This is a genomic window from Streptomyces sp. NPDC051322 (assembly GCF_040689485.1).
Lineage (GTDB): Bacteria > Actinomycetota > Actinomycetes > Streptomycetales > Streptomycetaceae > Streptomyces.
This window is the reverse complement of sequence record NZ_JBFBAK010000007.1, coordinates 394438-414115: the sequence shown is the minus strand read 5'-3', so window position 1 is coordinate 414115 and position 19678 is coordinate 394438. Positions and strand designations below refer to the sequence as shown.

The window sequence follows — 19678 nt, the reverse complement described above, 5'->3', positions numbered from 1 at the left end:
GCGGAGCCGGGCGTACCGGCCGCCGAGGCGACGATCCCCAACGCGTGCGCGGGCACCATCTACCGCACGGGCGTGCGACCCCCGCTGGGCTCCAGCGGGGGTCGGACAACAGCTTCTGACGCCGTCTTCGGCGTTGACGGGCCGAGTGACCCGTCGGGCCGATACTAGCGGCCGGTGCTCCGGCGCGGGGCAGTCGCCCGGTGTGATGGTCGGTATGCTCGCCGCCATGCCACCGGCCAGCTCGTCCGCGACGACCAGCGACGACTCCTCGATGCGGGACCGCGGCGACGCCTGCCCCGGCGCGCTGCGGCTGCACTCGGCCGACGACGGCGCGCTGGCCCGCGTCCGGATTCCGGCCGGGATACTGACCGGACGGCAGGCCCGGGCCTTGGCGGACGCCGCCGAAAGGCTGGGCGACGGCCGCCTGGACGTCACCTCCCGGGGGAACATCCAGCTGCGCGGACTCGGCGACGGCTGCGGCGGCGAACTGGCTGCCCTGCTGGACGGCGTGGGCCTGCTGCCGGCGCCCCGGCACGAACGCGTCCGCAACATCGTCGCTTCGCCGCTCTCCGGACTCGACGCGGCGCACCGGGCGGACGGAACGGGCCGAACGGACGTACTGCCGTGGGCAATGTCACTCGACCGGTTTCTCTGCGAGAGCGAGACGGCCACCGAGCTTTCCGGGCGTTTCCTCTTCGCCTTCGACGACGGGCACCAGGACGTGGCCGCGCTCGGCGCCGATGTGGTGGTGTGGGCCCGGCCGGACGGCCAGGCGCTGATCCGCATCGGGGACGGCCCGGACGCGCTCCGCGTCCCGGCGAAGGACGCCGCGCGGGCCGCGCTGCTCGCCGCGGAAGCCTTTCTCGCCGTCTCGGGAAACGGCGCTACCCGCGCGTGGCGGGTACGCGAACTCGTCGACCCCGATCACCTCTTCGCGCTCTCCGCACCGCGCTTCGCCCGCCGACTCGCTGCGGCCGGCATCATCGTGGAGCAGCACGGTGCAGCGCCCGCAGGCCCTGTTTCGACGCCGCAGCCGGGCATCGTGGGGGGTACTGACGATCGCAGCGCGCTGTCGGTGGCGGCGCCGCTGGGGCGCCTCACGTCCGCTCAGTGGCGGCTGCTGGCCGCGGTGGCCACCCAGCACGGCGCGGACGAACTCCGCGTGACACCCTGGCGGGGCGTGGTCCTGCCCGGTCTGCCGACCGCCGGGGCACCGGGGGTGCTGTCCGAACTCGCCGAGGGAGGACTGGTCACCGACACCGCATCCCCCTGGTGGGGGGTCGGTGCCTGTACGGGATTGCCGGGCTGCGCCAAGTCACTGACCGACGTACGGGCCGAGGCGGCCGCTACCGCCGCCGCGGGTCACGGCGGGCTGCCCGTGTACTGGTCGGGCTGCGCGCGCCGGTGCGGACACCCCCCGGGGACCGCCTGGGTGGATGTGGTCGCCGCATCCGACGGTTACGACGTCTCCGGCCCCGGCGCGACCGGTCGGCGGCGTGTACCCACCGCAGCGATCGCCGACGCGGTCGCGGCGGCCCGTGCCCCTTCAGCACCCTCAGCAGAGATCGCGCCCCCAGCAGAGATCGCGCCCCCAGCACAGAGATGAGCGAGAGCATCGTGTTCGAGTACGAGAAGGACGGCGCGGCCATCTACCGCCGGTCCTTTGCCACCATCCGCGCCGAGGCGGACCTCACCGGCCTGCCCGCCGACGTCGCCCAGGTCACCGTGCGGATGATCCACGCCTGCGGCATGGTCGACCTGGTGTCGGACGTCTCGTACACCCCCCAAGTGGTGGCCCGCGCCCGGGCCGCGCTGCGGGCCGGGGCCCCGATCCTGTGCGATGTCGCCATGGTCGCCAGCGGCGTCACCCGCAAGCGCCTCCCGGCCGACAACGACGTGCTGTGCACCCTCTCCGACCCGTCCGTCGCGGACCTCGCCGCCCGGCTGGGGACCACGCGCAGCGCCGCAGCGCTGGAGCTGTGGCGGGACCGGCTGGAGGGCGCCGTGGTGGCCGTGGGAAACGCACCCACCGCGCTGTTCCGGCTGCTGGAGATGATCGAGGAGGGGGCTCCTCGTCCGGCCGCGGTCATCGGCGTCCCGGTGGGATTCATCGGCGCGGCCGAGTCGAAGGACGCGCTGGCCGCCCACCCGTCGGGCCTGGACCATCTGGTGGTCCGCGGACGGCGCGGCGGCAGCGCCATCGCCGCCGCGGCGATCAACGCGATTGCGAGTGAAGAAGAGTGAGCACGACGCACCCACAGCCAGGGCGTCTGTACGGCGTCGGGCTCGGCCCGGGGGACCCCGCACTCATGACGCTGCGGGCGGTGCAGGTCATCGCATCGGCCGACGTGATCGCCTATCACAGCGCCCGGCACGGGCGGTCGATCGCCCGCTCCATCGCCGCCGAGCATCTACGCCCCGACCACATCGAGGAGGCGCTGGTCTACCCGGTCACCACGGAGACCACCGACCACCCCGGCGGCTATCGCGGGGCGCTCGACGAGTTCTACGAGCAGGCCGCCGCCCGGCTCGCCGCCCATCTGTCGGCCGGCCGCACGGTGGCCGTGCTGGCCGAGGGCGATCCGCTCTTCTACGGCTCGTACCAGCACATGCACAAGCGGCTCGCGCACCGTTTCCCGACCGAGGTGGTGCCCGGCGTCACCTCGGTGAGCGCGGCGGCAGCCCGGCTCGGTGAGCCGTTGGTGGAGGCCGAAGAGGTGCTGACCATCCTTCCGGGCACGCTGCCCGAGGAGGAGCTGACGGCCCGGCTCGCCGCTACCGACTCGGCCGTGATCATGAAGCTGGGCCGCACCTTCCCGTCCGTGCGGCGGGCGCTGGAACGCGCCGGCCGGCTCGACGAAGCCCGGTATGTGGAACGGGCCACCATGACGGGGGAGCGCAGCGGCCGGCTGGCCGACGTGGCGGCGGACTCGGTGCCGTACTTCTCGGTAGCGGTGCTGCCGAGCCGGATCGACGCGGTGCCCGAACCGCGGGACATCGGCGAGGTCGTCGTGGTGGGCACCGGACCTGCCGGCCCGCTGTGGCTGACGCCCGAGACCCGCGGCGCGCTGGCCGACGCGGACGATCTGGTCGGCTACACCACTTACCTCGACCGGGTGCCGCTCCGCCCCGGCCAGCTGCGGCACGGATCCGACAACAAGGTGGAGTCGGAACGCGCCGAGCTGGCACTGGATCTGGCCCGGCGCGGGCGGCGGGTGGCGGTGGTGTCCGGCGGCGACCCCGGGGTGTTCGCCATGGCCACCGCTGTCCTGGAGGTGGCCTCGGAGGACCCGTACCGGGACGTTCCGGTACGGGTGCTGCCCGGCGTGACCGCTGCCAACGCCGCCGCGGCGAAGGCCGGCGCGCCCCTCGGCCACGACTACGCCACCCTCTCGCTCTCCGACCGCCTGAAGCCGTGGGAGGTCATCGCCGAACGGCTGCGCGCCGCCGCATCGGCCGACCTGGTGCTCGCCCTCTACAACCCCGGCTCCCGCACCCGCACCTGGCAGGTGGGCCTGGCCCGCGATCTGCTGCTCGAACTGCGGGCCCCGGAGACCCCGGTGGTGCTGGGCCGCGACATCGGCGGCCCGGAGGAATCCGTACGCATCGTCCGGCTGGCCGACCTCGATCCGGCGGAGGTCGACATGCGGACCCTGCTCATCGTCGGGTCTTCGCAGACACGGACCGTGCGGCGCGGGGACGGCGAGCAGATCGTCTGGACACCGCGCCGCTACCCGGAGAAGTGACGCACCCAGGCGGCCGCCTCCTCGGGGCCGGCCGCCACCGGCACTCCGGCCGGCACCGGCGGGCGGCGTACCACCAGCACCGGGATGCCGGCCTCGCGCGCCGCCACGAGTTTGGGGGCGGTGGCCGCGCCGCCGCTGTCCTTGGTCACCAGTACGTCGATGCGGTGGCGCCGCAGCAGCTCGCGCTCCCCGTCCAGGGTGAACGGGCCGCGGTCGAGCAGCACCCGCGTCTCGCGCGGCTGCGGCGGCTCCGTGGCGTCCACCGACCGTACGAGAAACCACAGGCCGTCGAGGTGGGCGAAGGCGGCGAGGCCCATCCGTCCGGTGGTGAGGAACACCCTGCTGCCCAGCGCGGGCAGCGCGTCCGCGGCTTCGGCGAGCGAGCCGACCGGATGCCAGTCGTCGCCGTCGACCGCGGCCCAGGAGGGGCGACGCAGAGCCAGCAGAGGAACATGGGTGGCGGCAGCGGCCCCTGCCGCGTTGAAACTGATCGTCCCGGCGAAAGGATGTGTGGCGTCGATGAGCGCGTCCACCCGGTGCTCCCGGAGCCAGCGGGCCAGGCCGTCGGCGCCGCCGAAGCCACCGACCCGGACGCCACCCGGCGGCAGCCGGGGGGCGGCGACCCGGCCGGCCAGTGAACTGGTCACCCGTACCGGACCGCCGTGCAGGGTCTCCGCGAGGCGCCGGGCCTCCGTCGTGCCACCGAGGATCAGTACATGCATCGAGGACGGTCCATCCATGAGTGAGGTGCCGGGTGCCTGAGGAAGAGGTGCCTGAGGAAGAGGTGCCTGAGGGAAAGGTGCCCGCAGACGTGTTGCCCGCAGACGTGGTGCCCGGAAAGGCGGCGTCCGGAGGGCGCAGCGCCCAGCTCGAGCACACCGGCCTGCGCCCGGGCTGGACGACAGGCGCCTGTGCCACCGCCGCGACGACCGCCGCATACACCGCCCTGCTGACCGGGGACTTTCCGGACCCGGTGACGATCTCGCTGCCCGGCGGCCGGACACCCGCCTTCGCGCTGGCCGCCGAGGAGTTGACCGTGGGCCGGGCCATGGCCGGCGTCGTCAAGGACGCGGGCGACGACCCGGACGTCACGCACGGCGCGCTGGTCCGGGCCACCGTACGGGAGCTGCCGCCCGGATCCGGGGTGCTCTTCCGGGCCGGGCCGGGCGTGGGCACTGTCACCAAGCCGGGCCTGCCGCTCGACGTCGGCGAACCGGCCATCAATCCGGTGCCGCGCAGGCTGATGCGGGAGCATGTCGCCGAGGTGGCGGCCCGCCACGGCGGCAGCGGCGATGTCGAGATCACCGTCTCCATCGACGACGGCGAGGAGATCGCCCGTTCCACCTGGAATCCCCGGCTGGGCATCCTCGGCGGCCTCTCGGTGCTCGGTACCACCGGAGTGGTCGTCCCGTACTCCTGCTCGGCCTGGATCGACTCGATCCGCCGCGGAGTGGACGTGGCCCGCGCCGCGGGGCACACCCATGTCGCCGGCTGCACCGGATCGACCTCGGAGAGGACGGTCGTCGCCGAGTACGGACTGCCGCTCGACGCGCTGCTGGACATGGGGGACTTCGCGGGAGCTGTCCTGAAGTACGTGCGCCGTCACCCCGTCGACCGTCTCACCCTCTGCGGCGGCTTCGCCAAGCTGTCCAAACTCGCTGCCGGTCATCTCGATCTGCACTCGGGCCGTTCCCAGGTCGACAAGGTGTTCCTCGCAGCCCTGGCCCGCCGCGGCGGGGCGGACGAAGCCCTGAGCGCGGAGATCGCCGGAGCCAATACCGGCCTCGCGGCCCTGCAGTTGTGCACGGCGGCGGGGGTGCCGCTCGGGGACCTCGTCGCCGCGAAGGCCCGCGACGAGGCGCTGTCGGTACTGCGCGGAGCACCGGTCGCGGTGGACGTCCTCTGCATCGACCGCGCGGGCAACGTGGTGGGGCGATCGGAGCTCCGGTGACGGCCTGAGCACCGGTGACGACCGGAGCACCGGGGTTCGCCGCGGGCGCGGCCCGGGCCGCCGGTCAGCAGACGTGGCGGTCCCGGTCCGCCGAATACAGATGGCTGTCCCGGAACTGCTCGGCGGCCAGCGTGCGCCCCACCATGATGACGGCGGTGCGGACCACGCCGGCCGCCTTCACCTGTTCCGCGATGTCGGCGAGCGTGCCCCGCAGCACCAGTTCGTCCGGCCGTGATGCCATGGCGACGACCGCGGCGGGGCAGTCGGCGCCGTAGTGCGGCAGCAGTTCCGCCACCACCCGGTCCGCATACCGGGCCGCGAGATGCAGTACCAGCAGCGCCCCGCTGCGGCCCAGCGTGGCAAGATCCTCGCCCTCGGGCATCGGCGTCGCACGGTGCGCGATCCGGGTCAGGATGACCGTCTGGCCCACCGTGGGCACGGTCAGCTCCCGCTTCAGGGCGGCCGCGGCCGCCGCGAAGGCCGGAACACCCGGTACGACCTCGTAGGGCACGCCCGCCGCGTCCAGTCTGCGCATCTGCTCGGCGACCGCGCTGAAGACCGAAGGGTCACCGGAGTGCAGCCTGGCCACGTCGTGCCCCTCCCGGTGGGCGCGTACCGACTCCGCGGTGATCTGGTCCAGGTTGAGCTGGGCGGTGTCCACCAGGCGGGCGTCCGGCGGGCATTCGGCCAGCAGTTCCCGTGGTACCAGGCTGCCCGCATACAGACAGACCCGGCAGGCGGCCAGCAGACGGGCGCCGCGCACCGTGATCAGGTCCGCGGCACCGGGGCCGGCACCGATGAAGTACACCGTCATCGTTCTTCTCCTGCGTGAGTTCCTGCGTGCGGGACCGTCTTGGTGACCGACCACTGGGTGACCGGCATCGCCTGCCGCCAGCCGGTGAAGCCGCCCACCGGGACCGCGTGCGAGACGCCGATCCGCACCAGTTCGCCGCCATGGCTGCGGTACCGGTCGGCGAGCAGTGCCTCGGACTCGAGCGTCACGGTGTTGGCGACCAGCCGCCCGCCCACCGGCAGCGCGTCCCAACAGGCGTCCAGCAGGCCGGGGGCGGTCAGGCCACCGCCGATGAACACCGCGTCGGGCGTGGGGAGTCCGGCGAGAGCCCCCGGCGCACTGCCGGTCACCACACGCAGCGCGGGGACACCGAGGGTCTGCGCGTTCCTGGCGATGCGCTCGGCGCGTACGGCGTCACGCTCCACCGTGACGGCCCGGCAGGAGCGGTGTGAACGCATCCACTCGACGGCGATGGAGCCGGAGCCGCCGCCGACGTCCCAGAGCAACTCACCCGGGGCGGGCGCGAGTACGGCGAGGGTGGCCGCCCTGACGTGACGTTTGGTGAGCTGGCCGTCGTGGGCGTACGCCTCGTCGGGGAGGCCGGGCGAGCCGCCGAGCCGCAGCGCGCCGTCGGCGCGGCGGCACTCGACCGCGACCACGTTCAGCGGATCACCCGGCGGCTGCGCCCAGTGGTCCGCGATGCCGTCGGTATGCCGCTCCGCAGGGGACCCGAGCTGTTCGAGTACGGACATCCGGCTCGGCCCGAATCCCCGGTCCCGCAGCAGCTCCGCCACCTCCGCGGGCGTCGTCGGACCCGCGCTGAGCACCAGCAGCCGGCGGCCGTGGTGCAGCGCGGCGGCGAGGCCGGCGGTGGGGCGGCCGACGAGGGTGACCACCTCGGTGTCCTCCACGGGCCAGCCGAGGCGGCCACAGGCGTAGGAGACCGATGAAGGGTGCGGCAGCACCCGCAACGCTCCGGCGGGCAGCTCTTCGCAGAGCGCCCGCCCGATGCCGTAGAACATCGGGTCGCCGCTGGCGAGTACGCAGACCCGGCGGCCGCGGTGCGCCGCCAGCAGGTCGGGCACCGCGGGCCGCAGCGGGCTGGGCCAGGCCGTACGGGTGCCTGCGCACACCGCGGGGAGCAGCGCGAGTTGCCGGGAGCCGCCGATCAGTACGTCCGCCGTGCGCAGCGCGGTCCGGGCCGCTTCCGGGAGACCGCTCCAGCCGTCGGCGCCGATCCCGACGACGGTCACTGCTGGGGCGGGGCGCGCGGAGTTCACTCGGGTACCTCGGAGGTCGGAGGGGACGGAGCGGAACTCTACTGGCCGGTCCGTCGGGTCCGACCTGCGGGTACCGTCCCGGCCGGGACGGTCAGCGCGCCGACCGGACGATCGTGAAGACCGCTCCCTCCGGATCAGCGACCGTGGCAAGCCGCCCGGTCCGTGCCTCGCGCGGCTGCTCGAGCACCTGCCCGCCCAGCTCGGCCACCCGGCGCGCGGCCTCATCGGTGTCCGCCACCTCGAAGTAGGTCATCCAGTGCGCGCCCCGGTCACGCGGCAGCGCGGCTCCCACCCCGTGCAGCGAGGCCACCGCCCGGCCGTCCAGGCAGAGCGTCGAACGGTCGGCGTCGGAGGAGGCGGCCGGCGTGCTCTCGTAGCCGAAGACCGCCTGGTAGAACTTGCCGACCGCGGTGGTCTCCCGGGTCACCAGCTCGTTCCACACCGGGGTACCCGGGGCGCCCGCCGTGGCGATGCCGAGATGGGCTGCCGCCTGCCAGACCCCGAAGACCGCGCCCCCGGGGTCGGAGCCGATGGCGAGCCGGCCCGCCTCAGCCGCGTCGAGCGGCCCCACGCCCACGGTCCCCCCGCAGTGCCTGATGGTCTCGGCTGTCGCGTCGGCGTCGTCGGTTGCCAGATAGGTCGTCCAGGCAACGGGCAGATGATGGTCCGGCGGCAGCTGCCCGAGGCCGGCCACCTCCTTGCCGTCGAGCATCGCCCTCACGTAGGGGCCGAGTTGCCGCGGGCCCGGATGGAAGTCCCAGTTGAACAAGGCTCCGTAGAAGTCCTGGGTGGCGGGAAGCCCGTGCACCATCAGACTGACCCAGCAAGGGGTTCCGGGCTTGTGCCGAGTGGCTGCCTCGGTCATCTTCACTCTCTCCTCGGACCATCGGTGGTGGCCGTGCGGGGGCCGGTCTGCCGGTCCCGCCCAGATGCTTGCACCACGCATCGTGCGGGGTGGTCCGGCCGCGCCGTATTTGGGACGGGCGTTACGCAGCGGCCGGTCTCTGAGCGAGGATGACGTGCATGAGACCCATCATCAGCGCGACCGAACTGGCGAACGAGATGTCCGGGCCGAGGCCACCGGTGCTCCTGGACGTGCGCTGGCAGCTCCACGGTCCGCCGCTGCGTGCCGAATACGACAGCGCCCACATTCCGGGCGCGGTCTTCGTCGACCTGGATGCGGAGCTGGCGGGTCCGCCCGGTTCCGGTGGCCGTCATCCGCTGCCCGATCCGGCGGACTTCGGCGCCGTGATGCGCCGCGCGGGCGTCTCCCGGGACATCCCGGTAGTGGTGTACGACGGCGGACAGAGCTGGGCCGCGGCGCGTGCCTGGTGGCTGCTGCGCTGGACGGGGCATCCGCAGGTCCGGGTACTGGACGGCGGTCTCGCGGCCTGGACCGGTCCGCTCTCGGCGAGCACACCGGATCCGCAGACGGGTGACTTCGTGCCGGTGCCGGGGTCGGTGCCGCTGCTCGACGCGGACGCCGCCGCCGAGCTGGCCGGGAAGGGGGTGCTGTTCGATGCGCGGGCCGCCGAGCGTTACCGGGGCGACGTGGAGCCGATCGACCGGGTGGGCGGTCACATCCCGGGTGCGGTCTCGGCGCCCACGACGGCGAACACCGGCCCGGACGGCCGCTTCCTGCCGCCCGAGGAGCTGACGGCGCGCTTCGCCGGGCTGGGGGCGTCGGTGGACAGCGGCGATGTCGGGGTCTACTGCGGATCCGGGGTCTCCGGCGCTCACGAGGTACTCGCCCTGGAGATCGCCGGAATTCCGGCCGCGCTGTACGCGGGTTCCTGGTCGGAGTGGTCGGCGGACGCATCCCGTCCGGTGGCCACCGGGCCGGAACCCCGGTAAGTCCGGCGGGAGAACACGGGGGTCCGGACGCAGCCGCGTGCGGACCCCCGGCGACACCCGGTCAGTCCTGCTTCTTGCGCCGGGTGCCGAAGACGATCTCGTCCCAGCTGGGCACCGCCGCCCGCCGTCCCGGCCGCACCCCGTCGGCCTCGGCCTGCCGGTCGGTGGTCCCGGTGAGCCGGTCGCGATGGCCGGCCACCGCACGCGGCATCAGCACGTCCGCGTACGCCGAGCCGGCGCTCGCCGATGCCGCGGGCGGCTCCTCCGCCTCCGGCTCCTGAGCGGGCTCGGTCGGCGGAAGTTCCGCCGGCACCGGCCGCTCGGGTACGACCATGTCGCCCCGGAAGCTCGGTACTGCCTCCAGCAGGCTGGTCAGCGAGTCCCGCTCGCCGGCTTCGTCCGGTGTGGGCGGCGCGGGCGCCGAAGGGCGCTCCATCTGCCGGTCCAGAGCACGGTCGAGCGGCCGGTCGCGCGGCAGCCTGGCGATCCTCGGCACGAACGGGAAGCTCGGCTCCGGCGCCACCAGCGAATCGTCGGACTCGCCGATCAGCGACCGCGCCTCGTCGTCCATGGCCTGCACCAGCCGGCGCGGCGGATCGTAGCTCCAGCTCGCCGAGTGCGTCTCGGTGGCGACCCGGTAGACGAGCAGCACTTCCCAGGTGCCGTCGTCGCGGCGCCAGGAATCCCACAGCACGGTCTCGCGCTCGGCGCCACGCAGCAGCAGCCGCTCCTGCACCGCCTCGCCCAGCTGAGGTCCCGTTCCGGTGTTCTCGCCGGCCCGCCGCACCGGGGTCTTGCGGGCCCGCTCGGCCATGAACGCGCGCTCCGCGAGCACCGGGCCCTCGAAACGGCGGACACGGTCGACCGGGATGCCGGCCATCTGGGCGACCTCCTCGGCGGAGGCTCCGGCTCGTATGCGCGCCTGGATGTCGCGAGGACGGAGATGGCTCTCCACCTCGATCTCGATCTGGCCGAGGCGGGCCCGGTCATTACGGACCGCCGCACGCAGCCGTTCGTCGATCGGAAGCGTGTACTCCGTACTGTCCGCAGCTTTGAGCACCAGTCGTGTGCCGTCATTCGAGACGGCCACGACACGCAGTTCGGGCATGGGAACCTCCCGGGTGGTGCCTGCCGACGTCACGTGCGTCGCTTCCGCTAGTCGAGTGTGGCCTGCCCGGGTGCGGCACGCCACAACCTTGCCGAGTTGCCCGGCGTGTCGGGCCCCGGACCTGGATCGCCGTTATGGCACGGTTACCTGTTTGCGACGCAGAGCGACGATTCGTCACTCTGCGCAGCAGGCGCCCGTGCGGTGCCACGGCGCCGCCGGTTCGAGTGCCGCCTTCGGCCCCCTCCCGTTGATCCGGACACCCCTGAGGGAGGCCGGGCCCAGGGCTCGTCACAGTACTCCATTCGGGCCAAGCGGGTGGACGGCTCGCCGCCGAAGCTCCGGCAGGGAGCGGTCCTTCCGTCCGGTAAGTGCGGACGGGGGATGCCTTCGGTGGCGTCCTTCACACAATCGCCCGAAATGGAACTATCCACTTCGCTCATCTGTCCCTTTCTGGTGCGGGGTGCAAGAAGGCGGACAAACAGAGGTTGGGGATGGCGCAACAGGCGGACGCTGACGGGACCGGCGAGACGAGGAGGAAGCGGTTCGATCTGAGCCTGCCACAGGTGGCGGGCAGCGCCTTTGCCGCAGTCGCGGCAGCGGTACTGGCATCCAAACTCGGGATGTACGGCACGATCGTCGGCGCGGGCGTGATGAGCGTGATCGCCACGTGTGGCGGCACGATCTTCTCGCATCTCTTCCGGCGCACCGGGGAGCAGATCCGGGTGGTCACCGTCCAGGTGCGGCCGAAGGCCCTGAAGGTGCCGGCGACGCGGCCGGAGTTCGCGCGTCCGGGAGCCGCCGATGAGGTCCGGTGGCCGAGCGGCGAGTTCGGCGAGGCCACCACTCACGGCACCCGGGTCCGCGGATGGAAGCGCTCGTCGCTCGCGGCCGTCGTCGTGTTCCTGGTGGCGATGAGCGGGGTCACCGGATACGAACTGCTCTCCGGGCACGAGCTCAACGGCGGCAGCGGTACGACGGTGAGCTCGGTCGTGCACGGGGGCTCGAAGGGGTCGGCGCCCTCGTCCGGGCCCTCGGACACCACGGACCAGCGGCAGCACCGGCATCCGAACCGGGACGGCGGGCAGGAACGGAGCCCCGACCCTTCACCGGGCAGCGGCACGGACGGCACCGGGCAGTCGACCCCCGGTTCCGGCAGCGGCACCGGCCCGTCGGCGAACCCGTCGCCGACACCCGACGCGACGACCCCGGATCAGGGGGCAGCGACGCCGACCCCGTCGGACCCGTCCGACGGCGGGACGAGCGGCAACGGGACCGATGGCAACACGCCCGTCACCCCCGCCGGCTAGCTCCGGCATGCCGACCACAGTCGCGCCGGGCCGGCCGCGGCTGTGGTCAGGCGCCCAGGACGCGGCGGAGGTAGTCGTTGGTGAAAAGCCGCTCCGGATCCAGCCGGTCGCGCAGCGCGGAGAACTCACCGAACCGCGGATACACCTCGGCCAGGTACCCGGCGTCGCGCGTGTGCAGCTTGCCCCAGTGCGGCCGGCCGCCGTGCGCGATCATGATCCGCTCCACGGCGGTGAAGTACGCCTGGTGCGGGGTGCCCCGGTAGAGGTGCACAGCGATGTACGCGCTCTCCCGGCCCGAGGCAGTGGAGAGCGCTATGTCGTCGGCGGGCGCCGTACGCACCTCGACCGGGAAGCCGACCCGCAACGGCGAGCGCTCCAGCATCGCCTTGACCTCGCGCAGCGCCCCCACCGCGGCCTCGCGCGGCAGGGCGTACTCCATTTCCACGAAGCGCACCCGGCGCGGGCTTGTGAAGACTTTGTACGGGATGTCCGTGTACATGCGGGCGGAGAGCGCGCGGCTGGAAACCCGGGCGATGGCCGGGATCGTCGCCGGGACGGCTCTGCCCAGGGTGCAGGCGAGCTGGAAGACGCCGTTGGAGAGGAACTCGTCGTCGATCCAGCCGGCCAGCTTTCCCGGCGGGGCGGCGGGGCCCGCGCTGCGGTTGTTCCGCTTGGTGTTGCAGTTGCCGGTGTGCGGGAACCAGTAGAACTCGAAGTGCTCGTTCTCCGCGACGAGCTGATCGAACTCGGCGGTCACCCGGTCGAAGCGCATCGGCTCCTCCCGAGCGGTCAGCAGGAAGACCGGCTCGACGGCGAAGGTGATCGCGGTGATCACTCCCAGGGCTCCGAGACCGATCCGGGCGGCGGCGAAGACGTCTGGGTTCTCCGTCTCCGAACAGGTCAGTACCGTGCCGTCGGCCGTCACCAGCTCCAGCGCGCGGATCTGCGCGGCGATGGAGGCAGACTCGCGGCCGGTGCCATGGGTGCCGGTGCTGGTGGCGCCCGCCACCGTCTGATCCATGATGTCGCCCATGTTGGTGAGGGAGAGCCCCTCGCGGGCCAGGGCGAGGTTCAGCCGCTTCAGCGGGGTGCCCGACTCGACGGTGACCGTGCCGGCCGTACGGTCGATCTGCCGGATACCGGTCAGCAGACCCGGACGTATCAGTACGCCGTCGGTCGCGGCCGTCGTCGTGAAGGAATGCCCGGTCCCCACGGCCTTCACCCTGAGGCCGTCGTCGGCGGCCCGTTTGACCGCGGCGGCGAGCTCGTCCACGGATGCGGGGGTGACTTCCCGCACCGGGCGGGCGGTGACGTTCCCCGCCCAGTTGCGCCAGCTGCCCGACGTCCTCGATGCCCCGGTCATTCGGCCGCTCCCCTCGTGCCATGCCCTCCGGCCGGCCCGTCCCGGCCGGTTGGAGGGGGATCCTACTCAGCGCCGCCACAAGCCGGAGCGGGGCGTCCGTCCGACCGCCGGACGTGGGTGGCAGGATCTGTGACATGTCCGAACAGCCTGATCCAGAACCCTATGACGCGCTCCTGCTGCTCTCCTTCGGCGGCCCGGAGGGCCCGGACGACGTGGTCCCGTTCCTGGAGAACGTGACCCGCGGCCGCGGCATCCCCAAGGAGCGGCTGAAGGAAGTGGGACAGCACTACTTCCTGTTCGGCGGCGTCAGCCCCATCAACGCCCAGAACCGCGCCCTCCTCGATGCCCTCGGCAAGGACTTCGCGGCGCACGATCTGGATCTCCCGGTGTACTGGGGCAACCGCAACTGGGCGCCCTACCTGACCGACACGCTGCGCCGCATGACCACCGACGGCCACCGCCGCATCGCCGTCCTCGCCACCAGCGCGTACGCGTCCTACTCCGGTTGCCGGCAGTACCGCGAGAACCTCGCGGAAGCACTCGCCACCCTGCAGGCCGAGGGCCTCGAACTGCCCCGTGTCGACAAGCTGCGGCACTACTTCAACCACCCCGGGTTCATCGAGCCGATGGTCGACGGCGTTCTGGCATCGCTGGCCGAACTGGACGAGGCGGTGCGCGCCGGGGCGCACCTGGCCTTCACCACCCATTCCATCCCCACGGCGGCCGCCGACAGCTCCGGACCCGAGGGCGGGGCCTACGTCGCCCAGCACCTGGACGTGGCACGGGTGATCGTCGAGCGGATCCGGCAGGAAACCGGGATGGACCATCCCTGGGAGCTGGTCTACCAGTCGCGCAGCGGCTCCCCGCACATTCCGTGGCTGGAGCCCGATATCTGCGACCACATCACGGCGTTGCACGACGCCGGGGCGCCGGCGGTCGTGATGGTGCCCATCGGCTTCGTCTCCGACCACATGGAAGTCCGCTACGACCTGGACACCGAGGCCCTCACCAGGGCCGCCGAACTGCGCCTGCCCGCCGTACGGTCCGCGACGGTCGGCGCCGATCCGCGCTTCGCGGCCGCGGTGCGCGATCTGCTGCTGGAGCGGGCGGCGAGCGAACGCGGCCGACCGGTGCGGCGCTGCGCGCTCGGGGCGCTGGGCGCCTCGCACGATCTGTGCCCGGTCGGCTGCTGCCCGGCCCGTGTCCCCAAGCCCGCGGCCGCGGGCGCCGACAGCCCGTACGCGTAAGGGAGAACCGTGACCGACCCGCTTCACACCGAACTCCTCGAACTGGCCCAGGAGGCCGCCCGGCGCGCCGGCGCGCTGCTGCGGGACGGGCGGCCCGCGGACCTGGCGGTGGCCGCGACCAAGTCCAGCCCCATCGATGTGGTCACTGAGATGGACATCGCCGCCGAGAAGCTGATCACCGGCTATCTGGGCGACTTCCGTCCGGACGACGGCTTCCTCGGCGAGGAGGGCGCGAGTTCGACCGGCAGCAGCGGCGTCCGCTGGATCGTCGATCCGCTCGACGGCACCGTCAACTACCTGTACGGCCTGCCCACTTGGTCGGTGTCCATCGCGGCCGAGCAGAACGGTGAGACGGTGGTGGGCGTGGTCGCGGCCCCGATGCGCGGCGAGACCTTCCACGCCGTGCGCGGCGCGGGGGCGTATCTGGGTGACCGGCGACTGCGGTGCAGGCCCTCGCCGTCTCTGGACCAGGCGCTGGTCTCCACGGGCTTCAACTACGTCACCACGGTGCGTACCCACCAGGCGGCGGTGGCCCAGCGGCTGATCCCGCAGTTGCGGGACATCCGCCGGGGCGGCTCGGCGGCGGTCGACCTCTGCGACGTGGCAGCCGGCCGGCTCGACGGTTACTACGAGCGGGGCCTGCACCCCTGGGACCGCGCGGCCGGAGACCTGATCGCCCGGGAGGCAGGCGCGGTGACCGGCGGACGGCCCGGTGGGCCTCCCACGGACGACCTGACGGTCGCGGCGTCCCCCGGCGTGTTCGGACCGCTGCAGACGCTGCTCGAGCAGTACGGGGCCTGGCACGACTGAGCCCGGTGGCGCGCCCCGCCCGGACAGACCGGGGCCGCACGCGAAGGCCCCGGCACCCATCCCAAGGTGCCGGGGCCCCGCACGCCGTACGGTTCAGACGCCCGCGGTACGGACTTCCACACCGTGTTCCGCCGCGAGACGGTGCAGATCGTCCAACTCGCCCTGCTCGACCTCCGCCAGGAAGTCGTCGCCGGTCTCGCGAGCGCGCGTCAGGTCGGTCTCCGTTGTCCTTATCCGCTGCAGCAGACCTGCGGTGAATGCGTCCATGTGCGCCCCCTCGTCGTGGGTCGGTGGCACGGGGGTGTGCCGAGGGTCATCAAATTGATCACGCAGCCCTGGCGGCGGAGCGGCCTGTGGCACGCCACATACGGCGGGTGATCGGCGGGTGTGCAGTCGTCCTCCCCTGGCTGGAGCTCAGAGAAACCTCAAGAGACCCAGAAATCAAAGGAACCCCTCCCGGGCGCGGCAGCCCGGTATCGCCTTACAGCCGGTTTATGGCCGTACGGGGCAGGATGGACGCACACACACCTGTGCCGAGACCTGCCCTGAACACGGGCTCAGAGGAAGGACAACGACGTGCGCGTACTCGTCGTCGAGGACGAGCAGCTGCTCGCCGATGCGGTGGCCACCGGACTTCGCCGGGAGGCCATGGCCGTCGACGTCGTGTACGACGGCGCCGCGGCCCTGGAACGAATCGGGGTCAACGACTACGACGTCGTGGTCCTCGACCGCGACCTGCCGGTCATCCACGGTGACGACGTCTGCCGCAAGATCGTGGAACTCGGCATGCCGACCCGCATCCTGATGCTCACCGCTTCGGGTGATGTCAGCGACCGCGTGGAGGGCCTCGAGCTCGGTGCGGACGACTATCTGCCCAAGCCCTTCGCCTTCAGCGAGCTGACCGCCCGCGTGCGGGCTCTCGGGCGGCGGACGACCGTGGCCCTGCCCCCCGTACTGGAGCGGGCCGGCATCAAGCTCGACCCGAATCGCCGCGAGGTCTTCAGGGACGGCAAGGAGATCCAGCTGGCACCCAAGGAGTTCGCGGTCCTCGAAGTGCTGATGCGCAGCGAGGGCGCGGTGGTCTCCGCGGAGCAGCTGCTCGAGAAGGCCTGGGACGAGAACACCGACCCGTTCACCAATGTGGTCCGGGTCACCGTCATGACTCTCCGCCGCAAGCTCGGCGAGCCCCCGGTCATCGTGACCGTGCCGGGCTCCGGCTACCGGATCTGATCGCCGGTGGCCTCCAGCCCGGCGCCACCGACCGCGCCACCCAAGCCGACCTGGGACCCGAAAGAAACCGAGACGGTCTTCCCCTGGCTGCGTCCGACGATCCGTATCCGTCTCACACTGCTGTACGGCGGGATGTTCCTGATCGCCGGGATCCTGCTGCTCACGATCATCTACATGCTGGCCGCCCAGGCGCTGCACAACGGCAGCAGCACCCCGGCCTTCCAGGTCTCCGGGCAGAACGTGTCCATTTCCAGCCCGACCTGCCCGAATCTCGGCCAGACGCAGAACAGCGACCAGTTGAACAGCGTGCTGAAGGCATGCATGAGCGACCAGCGTCAGCACGCACTCGACAACCTGCTCACCCGCTCGCTCTACGCGCTGGTGGGCCTGACGATCATCGCTTTCGCGTTCGGCTACGGCATGGCGGGGCGGGTGCTGTCCCCCCTGGGCAGGATGACCCGTACCGCCCGCCGGGTGGCCGGCACCGACCTGACCCGCCGGATCGAGCTGGACGGACCGGACGACGAGCTCAAGGAGCTCGCCGACACCTTCGACGAAATGCTCGACCGGCTGGAGCGGGCCTTCACCGCGCAGCAGCGCTTCGTCGCGAACGCCTCGCACGAGCTTCGTACGCCGCTCGCCATCAACCGCACGCTGCTCGAAGTGCATCTCTCCGACCCGGGGGCGCCCGTCGAGCTGCAGGAGCTCGGCAAGACGCTGCTGGCGACCAACGAGCGCAGCGAGCAGCTGGTCGAGGGACTGCTGCTGCTGGCCCGCAGCGACAACCAGATCGTTGAACGCAAACCGGTCGACCTGGCCGAGGTGGCGACCCGCGCCATCGACCAGACGCTCGCGGAGGCCGAGGCGAAGGATGTGCAGATCCGCGGGGAGCAGGCGCCCGCCGTCGTTCAGGGCAATGGTGTGCTGCTGGAGCGGATCGCCCTCAACCTGGTGCAGAACGCCGTGCGTTACAACGTCCGGGAGGAGGGGTGGGTGGAGGTCACCACCGAGCTGCAGCCCGGCTACGCCCTTCTGACGGTCTCCAACACCGGCCCGGTGGTCCCCGCCTACGAGATCGACAACCTCTTCGAGCCGTTCCGGCGTCTGCGCACCGAGCGGACCGGCAGTGACAAGGGGGTGGGGCTGGGGCTCTCCATCGCTCGCTCCGTCGCGCGGGCCCACGGGGGCCGTATCATCGCGGAGCCCCGCGAGGGGGGCGGCCTCGTGATGCGTGTCACGTTGCCGGTCTGAGGAACGGCTCGAAGCGTTCGGATGTTCGCTTTGCGCGGAATTTTCGAGGATCGTTCCCGAGAAACATATGTGCGATCCGTCACAGGCCCAGGTTTCCGGACCCCTACTCTCCGTGATCCCCAAATCCCCGAAAATCCGGGAAAAACCCGGGTTTCCGAGGGGGTGAATCACGGGAAGTACACGGGGTGGCGCCTGTGAGGTGCTACCTACGGACCGTGTACGGTCCCGTTCGCCATCCAAATCGATCTCTCCCGGGGGATCCGGTTGGGTGTCGATTGAGTAACAGACCTTGATGTGAGGCAAAATCTCCGCCTCAGGTCGGGCACAAAGTCCGGCCTCTCACGCGTTACGTGCGCTGGAGACACCGCAAATACCCAGAGGGGGAGAGCGCGACATGGCTACGGATTACGACACTCCACGCAAGACCGATGACGACAGCGACCAGGACAGCCTGGAAGAGCTCAAGGCTCGTCGGAACGACAAGTCGACAGCCGCTGTGGACGTCGACGAGTTCGAGCAGGCCGAGGGTCTGGAGCTGCCCGGCGCAGACCTGTCCAACGAGGAACTCTCGGTCCGGGTCCTGCCCCGGCAGGCCGACGAGTTCACCTGCATGAGCTGCTTCCTCGTGCACCACCGCAGTCAGCTGGCGCGGGAGAAGAACGGTCAGCCCATCTGCCGCGACTGCGACTGAGCGGGTCGACCGTGGCAGGCTCCACACCACCCCGGAAGCGACGCTTCCGGCGGCAGGGTTCCCCGGAGGCCCCACAGGGCGGCACAGGCACTGCAGAAGGCGCCGAGGCGCCTTCCTCGGAGCCCGGCGCCCTCCGGCCGCCGGGGGCCGACGTCCACGGGGAGAGCACGCCGAGTGGAAGCGCACGTGACGACGAGCGAGGCCTTCCGGCCTCGCTCGACGAAGCGGAGGCTCTCAACGCGGCGGAACCTTTCAACGCGGCGGCACGAGAAGTCCTGTCGCCGGAGGCCCCGGCACCGGAGGCCGCAGAGCAGGGCGTACAGGCCGGTCCCCTGACCAGGGGCCGCCGCCTGGACGCCCTGAAGCACGGAATGCACAGCGGAATACACAAGGGCAGCGCCGGCGCGAAGGCAGGACTCGCGTACATCGCCGACCGCGTCATCGACGCCGCGCCCAGAATCCCGGTCCGCGATCTGGCGACGCTGCGCAGACAGTTCCCGGGTCTCGGCCCGGAGCAGATCGCCGACAAACTCGTCTTCGGCGCGGCCAACGCGACGTCCACCGTCGGCGCCGGTATCGGCGCCGCCGCGATGCTGCCGGTGCCGCCCGCGATGCCCGCGGAGATCGCCGCCGAGATCATCGGTGTGGCCGCCATCGAGCTCAAGCTCATGGCCGAGCTGCACGAGGTCTACGGCATGCGCCCGCCGGGGAACATCAAGGACCGCTCCACGGCGTATCTGAACGCCTGGTCCGGGGAGCGCGGTTTCGACATCGCCAAGCCGCACACGGTGAACGCGGCGCTCGGTGGTCAGATGAAACGCGAAATGCGCCAGCGGATCATGAAACGCAGCATCCGCGACCTGCCCCATCTGATGCCGTTCATGGTGGGCGCGGCCGTCGGCGCCACGATGAACAGGCGCGACACCAGGCGACTCGCCGAGAAGGTCCGCACGGACATGCGCAAACGCCAGATCCCCTGGCACGCGCTTCCCGAACTGCCGCCGCTGCAGCAGCCCAAAGAGCTGGAGCGTTAGCGGCAGGGTCCGG

General features: G+C 71.9%; 19 protein-coding genes. 12 read left to right on the top strand and 7 right to left on the bottom strand.

Annotation, left to right across the window (positions count from 1 at the left end; genetic code table 11):
• Positions 1 to 226: 226 nt before the first annotated feature.
• Genes cobG through AB0436_RS19305 form a run of 3 tightly spaced genes read left to right on the top strand, consistent with a single transcriptional unit; the run spans position 227 to position 3746 of the window.
• Complete coding sequence (cobG, locus tag AB0436_RS19315; RefSeq protein ID WP_366469104.1) at positions 227 to 1606, top strand: precorrin-3B synthase; 1380 nt, start codon at positions 227 to 229, stop codon at positions 1604 to 1606.
• The gene (locus AB0436_RS19310; protein ID WP_366469103.1) at positions 1603 to 2244 is read left to right on the top strand and encodes a precorrin-8X methylmutase; all 642 of its coding nucleotides are present in this window, start codon (positions 1603 to 1605) and stop codon (positions 2242 to 2244) included. The genes cobG and AB0436_RS19310 overlap by 4 nt, the downstream gene beginning before the upstream one ends.
• Entirely contained in the window at positions 2241 to 3746 is a 1506-nt protein-coding gene (locus AB0436_RS19305; RefSeq protein WP_366469102.1) for a precorrin-2 C(20)-methyltransferase, read from the top strand. The genes AB0436_RS19310 and AB0436_RS19305 overlap by 4 nt, the downstream gene beginning before the upstream one ends.
• Here the strand turns inward: AB0436_RS19305 and AB0436_RS19300 are convergent.
• Complete coding sequence (locus AB0436_RS19300; RefSeq protein WP_366469101.1) at positions 3731 to 4468, bottom strand: cobalt-precorrin-6A reductase; 738 nt, start codon at positions 4466 to 4468, stop codon at positions 3731 to 3733. The genes AB0436_RS19305 and AB0436_RS19300 overlap by 16 nt on opposite strands.
• An 89-nt stretch (positions 4469 to 4557) precedes the next feature.
• Between AB0436_RS19300 and AB0436_RS19295 the strand changes: the two genes are divergently transcribed.
• The gene (locus AB0436_RS19295) at positions 4558 to 5697 is read left to right on the top strand and encodes a cobalt-precorrin-5B (C(1))-methyltransferase (RefSeq protein WP_366469100.1); all 1140 of its coding nucleotides are present in this window, start codon (positions 4558 to 4560) and stop codon (positions 5695 to 5697) included.
• 64 nt (positions 5698 to 5761) lie between these two features.
• Here the strand turns inward: AB0436_RS19295 and cobM are convergent, their stop codons facing one another.
• The 3 genes from cobM to AB0436_RS19280 all read right to left on the bottom strand — a co-directional run bounded on the left by cobM (position 5762) and on the right by AB0436_RS19280 (position 8635).
• Complete coding sequence (cobM, locus tag AB0436_RS19290) at positions 5762 to 6511, bottom strand: precorrin-4 C(11)-methyltransferase (protein ID WP_366469099.1); 750 nt, start codon at positions 6509 to 6511, stop codon at positions 5762 to 5764.
• Positions 6508 to 7770, bottom strand: coding sequence for a precorrin-6y C5,15-methyltransferase (decarboxylating) subunit CbiE (cbiE, locus tag AB0436_RS19285; protein ID WP_366469098.1), 1263 nt, complete (start codon positions 7768 to 7770; stop codon positions 6508 to 6510). Before cbiE ends, cobM begins: the two co-directional genes overlap by 4 nt.
• A gap of 91 nt (positions 7771 to 7861) precedes the next feature.
• Positions 7862 to 8635: a VOC family protein gene (locus AB0436_RS19280; protein ID WP_366469097.1), complete on the bottom strand. Its 774-nt coding sequence runs from the start codon at positions 8633 to 8635 to the stop codon at positions 7862 to 7864.
• Positions 8636 to 8793: 158 nt separating this feature from the next.
• Between AB0436_RS19280 and AB0436_RS19275 the strand changes: the two genes are divergently transcribed.
• Complete coding sequence (locus AB0436_RS19275) at positions 8794 to 9624, top strand: sulfurtransferase (protein WP_366469096.1); 831 nt, start codon at positions 8794 to 8796, stop codon at positions 9622 to 9624.
• 61 nt (positions 9625 to 9685) lie between these two features.
• Here the strand turns inward: AB0436_RS19275 and sepH are convergent, their stop codons facing one another.
• Positions 9686 to 10732, bottom strand: coding sequence for a septation protein SepH (gene sepH / locus AB0436_RS19270; protein WP_366469095.1), 1047 nt, complete (start codon positions 10730 to 10732; stop codon positions 9686 to 9688).
• A 491-nt stretch (positions 10733 to 11223) separates the two neighbouring features.
• Between sepH and AB0436_RS19265 the strand changes: the two genes are divergently transcribed.
• A complete protein-coding gene (locus AB0436_RS19265) occupies positions 11224 to 12039 on the top strand; it encodes a hypothetical protein (RefSeq protein WP_366469094.1) in 816 nt (271 codons plus the stop codon).
• 46 nt (positions 12040 to 12085) lie between these two features.
• On the opposite strand, the gene AB0436_RS19260 is transcribed toward AB0436_RS19265, so the two are convergent.
• Complete coding sequence (locus tag AB0436_RS19260; RefSeq protein ID WP_366469093.1) at positions 12086 to 13402, bottom strand: D-arabinono-1,4-lactone oxidase; 1317 nt, start codon at positions 13400 to 13402, stop codon at positions 12086 to 12088.
• A gap of 134 nt (positions 13403 to 13536) precedes the next feature.
• Here AB0436_RS19260 and AB0436_RS19255 point away from each other — a divergent pair, with 134 nt between their 5' ends.
• Together AB0436_RS19255 and AB0436_RS19250 are read left to right on the top strand one after the other, a co-directional pair.
• Positions 13537 to 14649, top strand: coding sequence for a ferrochelatase (locus AB0436_RS19255; protein ID WP_366469092.1), 1113 nt, complete (start codon positions 13537 to 13539; stop codon positions 14647 to 14649).
• Positions 14650 to 14658: 9 nt separating this feature from the next.
• Complete coding sequence (locus AB0436_RS19250) at positions 14659 to 15459, top strand: inositol monophosphatase family protein (protein ID WP_366469091.1); 801 nt, start codon at positions 14659 to 14661, stop codon at positions 15457 to 15459.
• A 93-nt stretch (positions 15460 to 15552) separates the two neighbouring features.
• On the opposite strand, the gene AB0436_RS19245 is transcribed toward AB0436_RS19250, so the two are convergent.
• On the bottom strand, positions 15553 to 15726 hold the full coding sequence (locus tag AB0436_RS19245) for a hypothetical protein (RefSeq protein WP_366469090.1): 174 nt from the start codon (positions 15724 to 15726) through the stop codon (positions 15553 to 15555).
• Between the two features lie 309 nt (positions 15727 to 16035).
• Here AB0436_RS19245 and AB0436_RS19240 point away from each other — a divergent pair, with 309 nt between their 5' ends.
• The 4 genes from AB0436_RS19240 to AB0436_RS19225 all read left to right on the top strand — a co-directional run bounded on the left by AB0436_RS19240 (position 16036) and on the right by AB0436_RS19225 (position 19665).
• On the top strand, positions 16036 to 16689 hold the full coding sequence (locus AB0436_RS19240; RefSeq protein ID WP_365851354.1) for a response regulator transcription factor: 654 nt from the start codon (positions 16036 to 16038) through the stop codon (positions 16687 to 16689).
• Positions 16690 to 16695: 6 nt separating this feature from the next.
• On the top strand, positions 16696 to 17940 hold the full coding sequence (locus AB0436_RS19235; protein WP_366469089.1) for an ATP-binding protein: 1245 nt from the start codon (positions 16696 to 16698) through the stop codon (positions 17938 to 17940).
• A gap of 394 nt (positions 17941 to 18334) precedes the next feature.
• Positions 18335 to 18631, top strand: a complete 297-nt coding sequence (locus tag AB0436_RS19230; protein WP_164260119.1) for a DUF4193 domain-containing protein — start codon at positions 18335 to 18337, stop codon at positions 18629 to 18631.
• A gap of 11 nt (positions 18632 to 18642) precedes the next feature.
• Complete coding sequence (locus tag AB0436_RS19225; protein WP_366469088.1) at positions 18643 to 19665, top strand: hypothetical protein; 1023 nt, start codon at positions 18643 to 18645, stop codon at positions 19663 to 19665.
• Positions 19666 to 19678 lie beyond the last annotated feature (13 nt).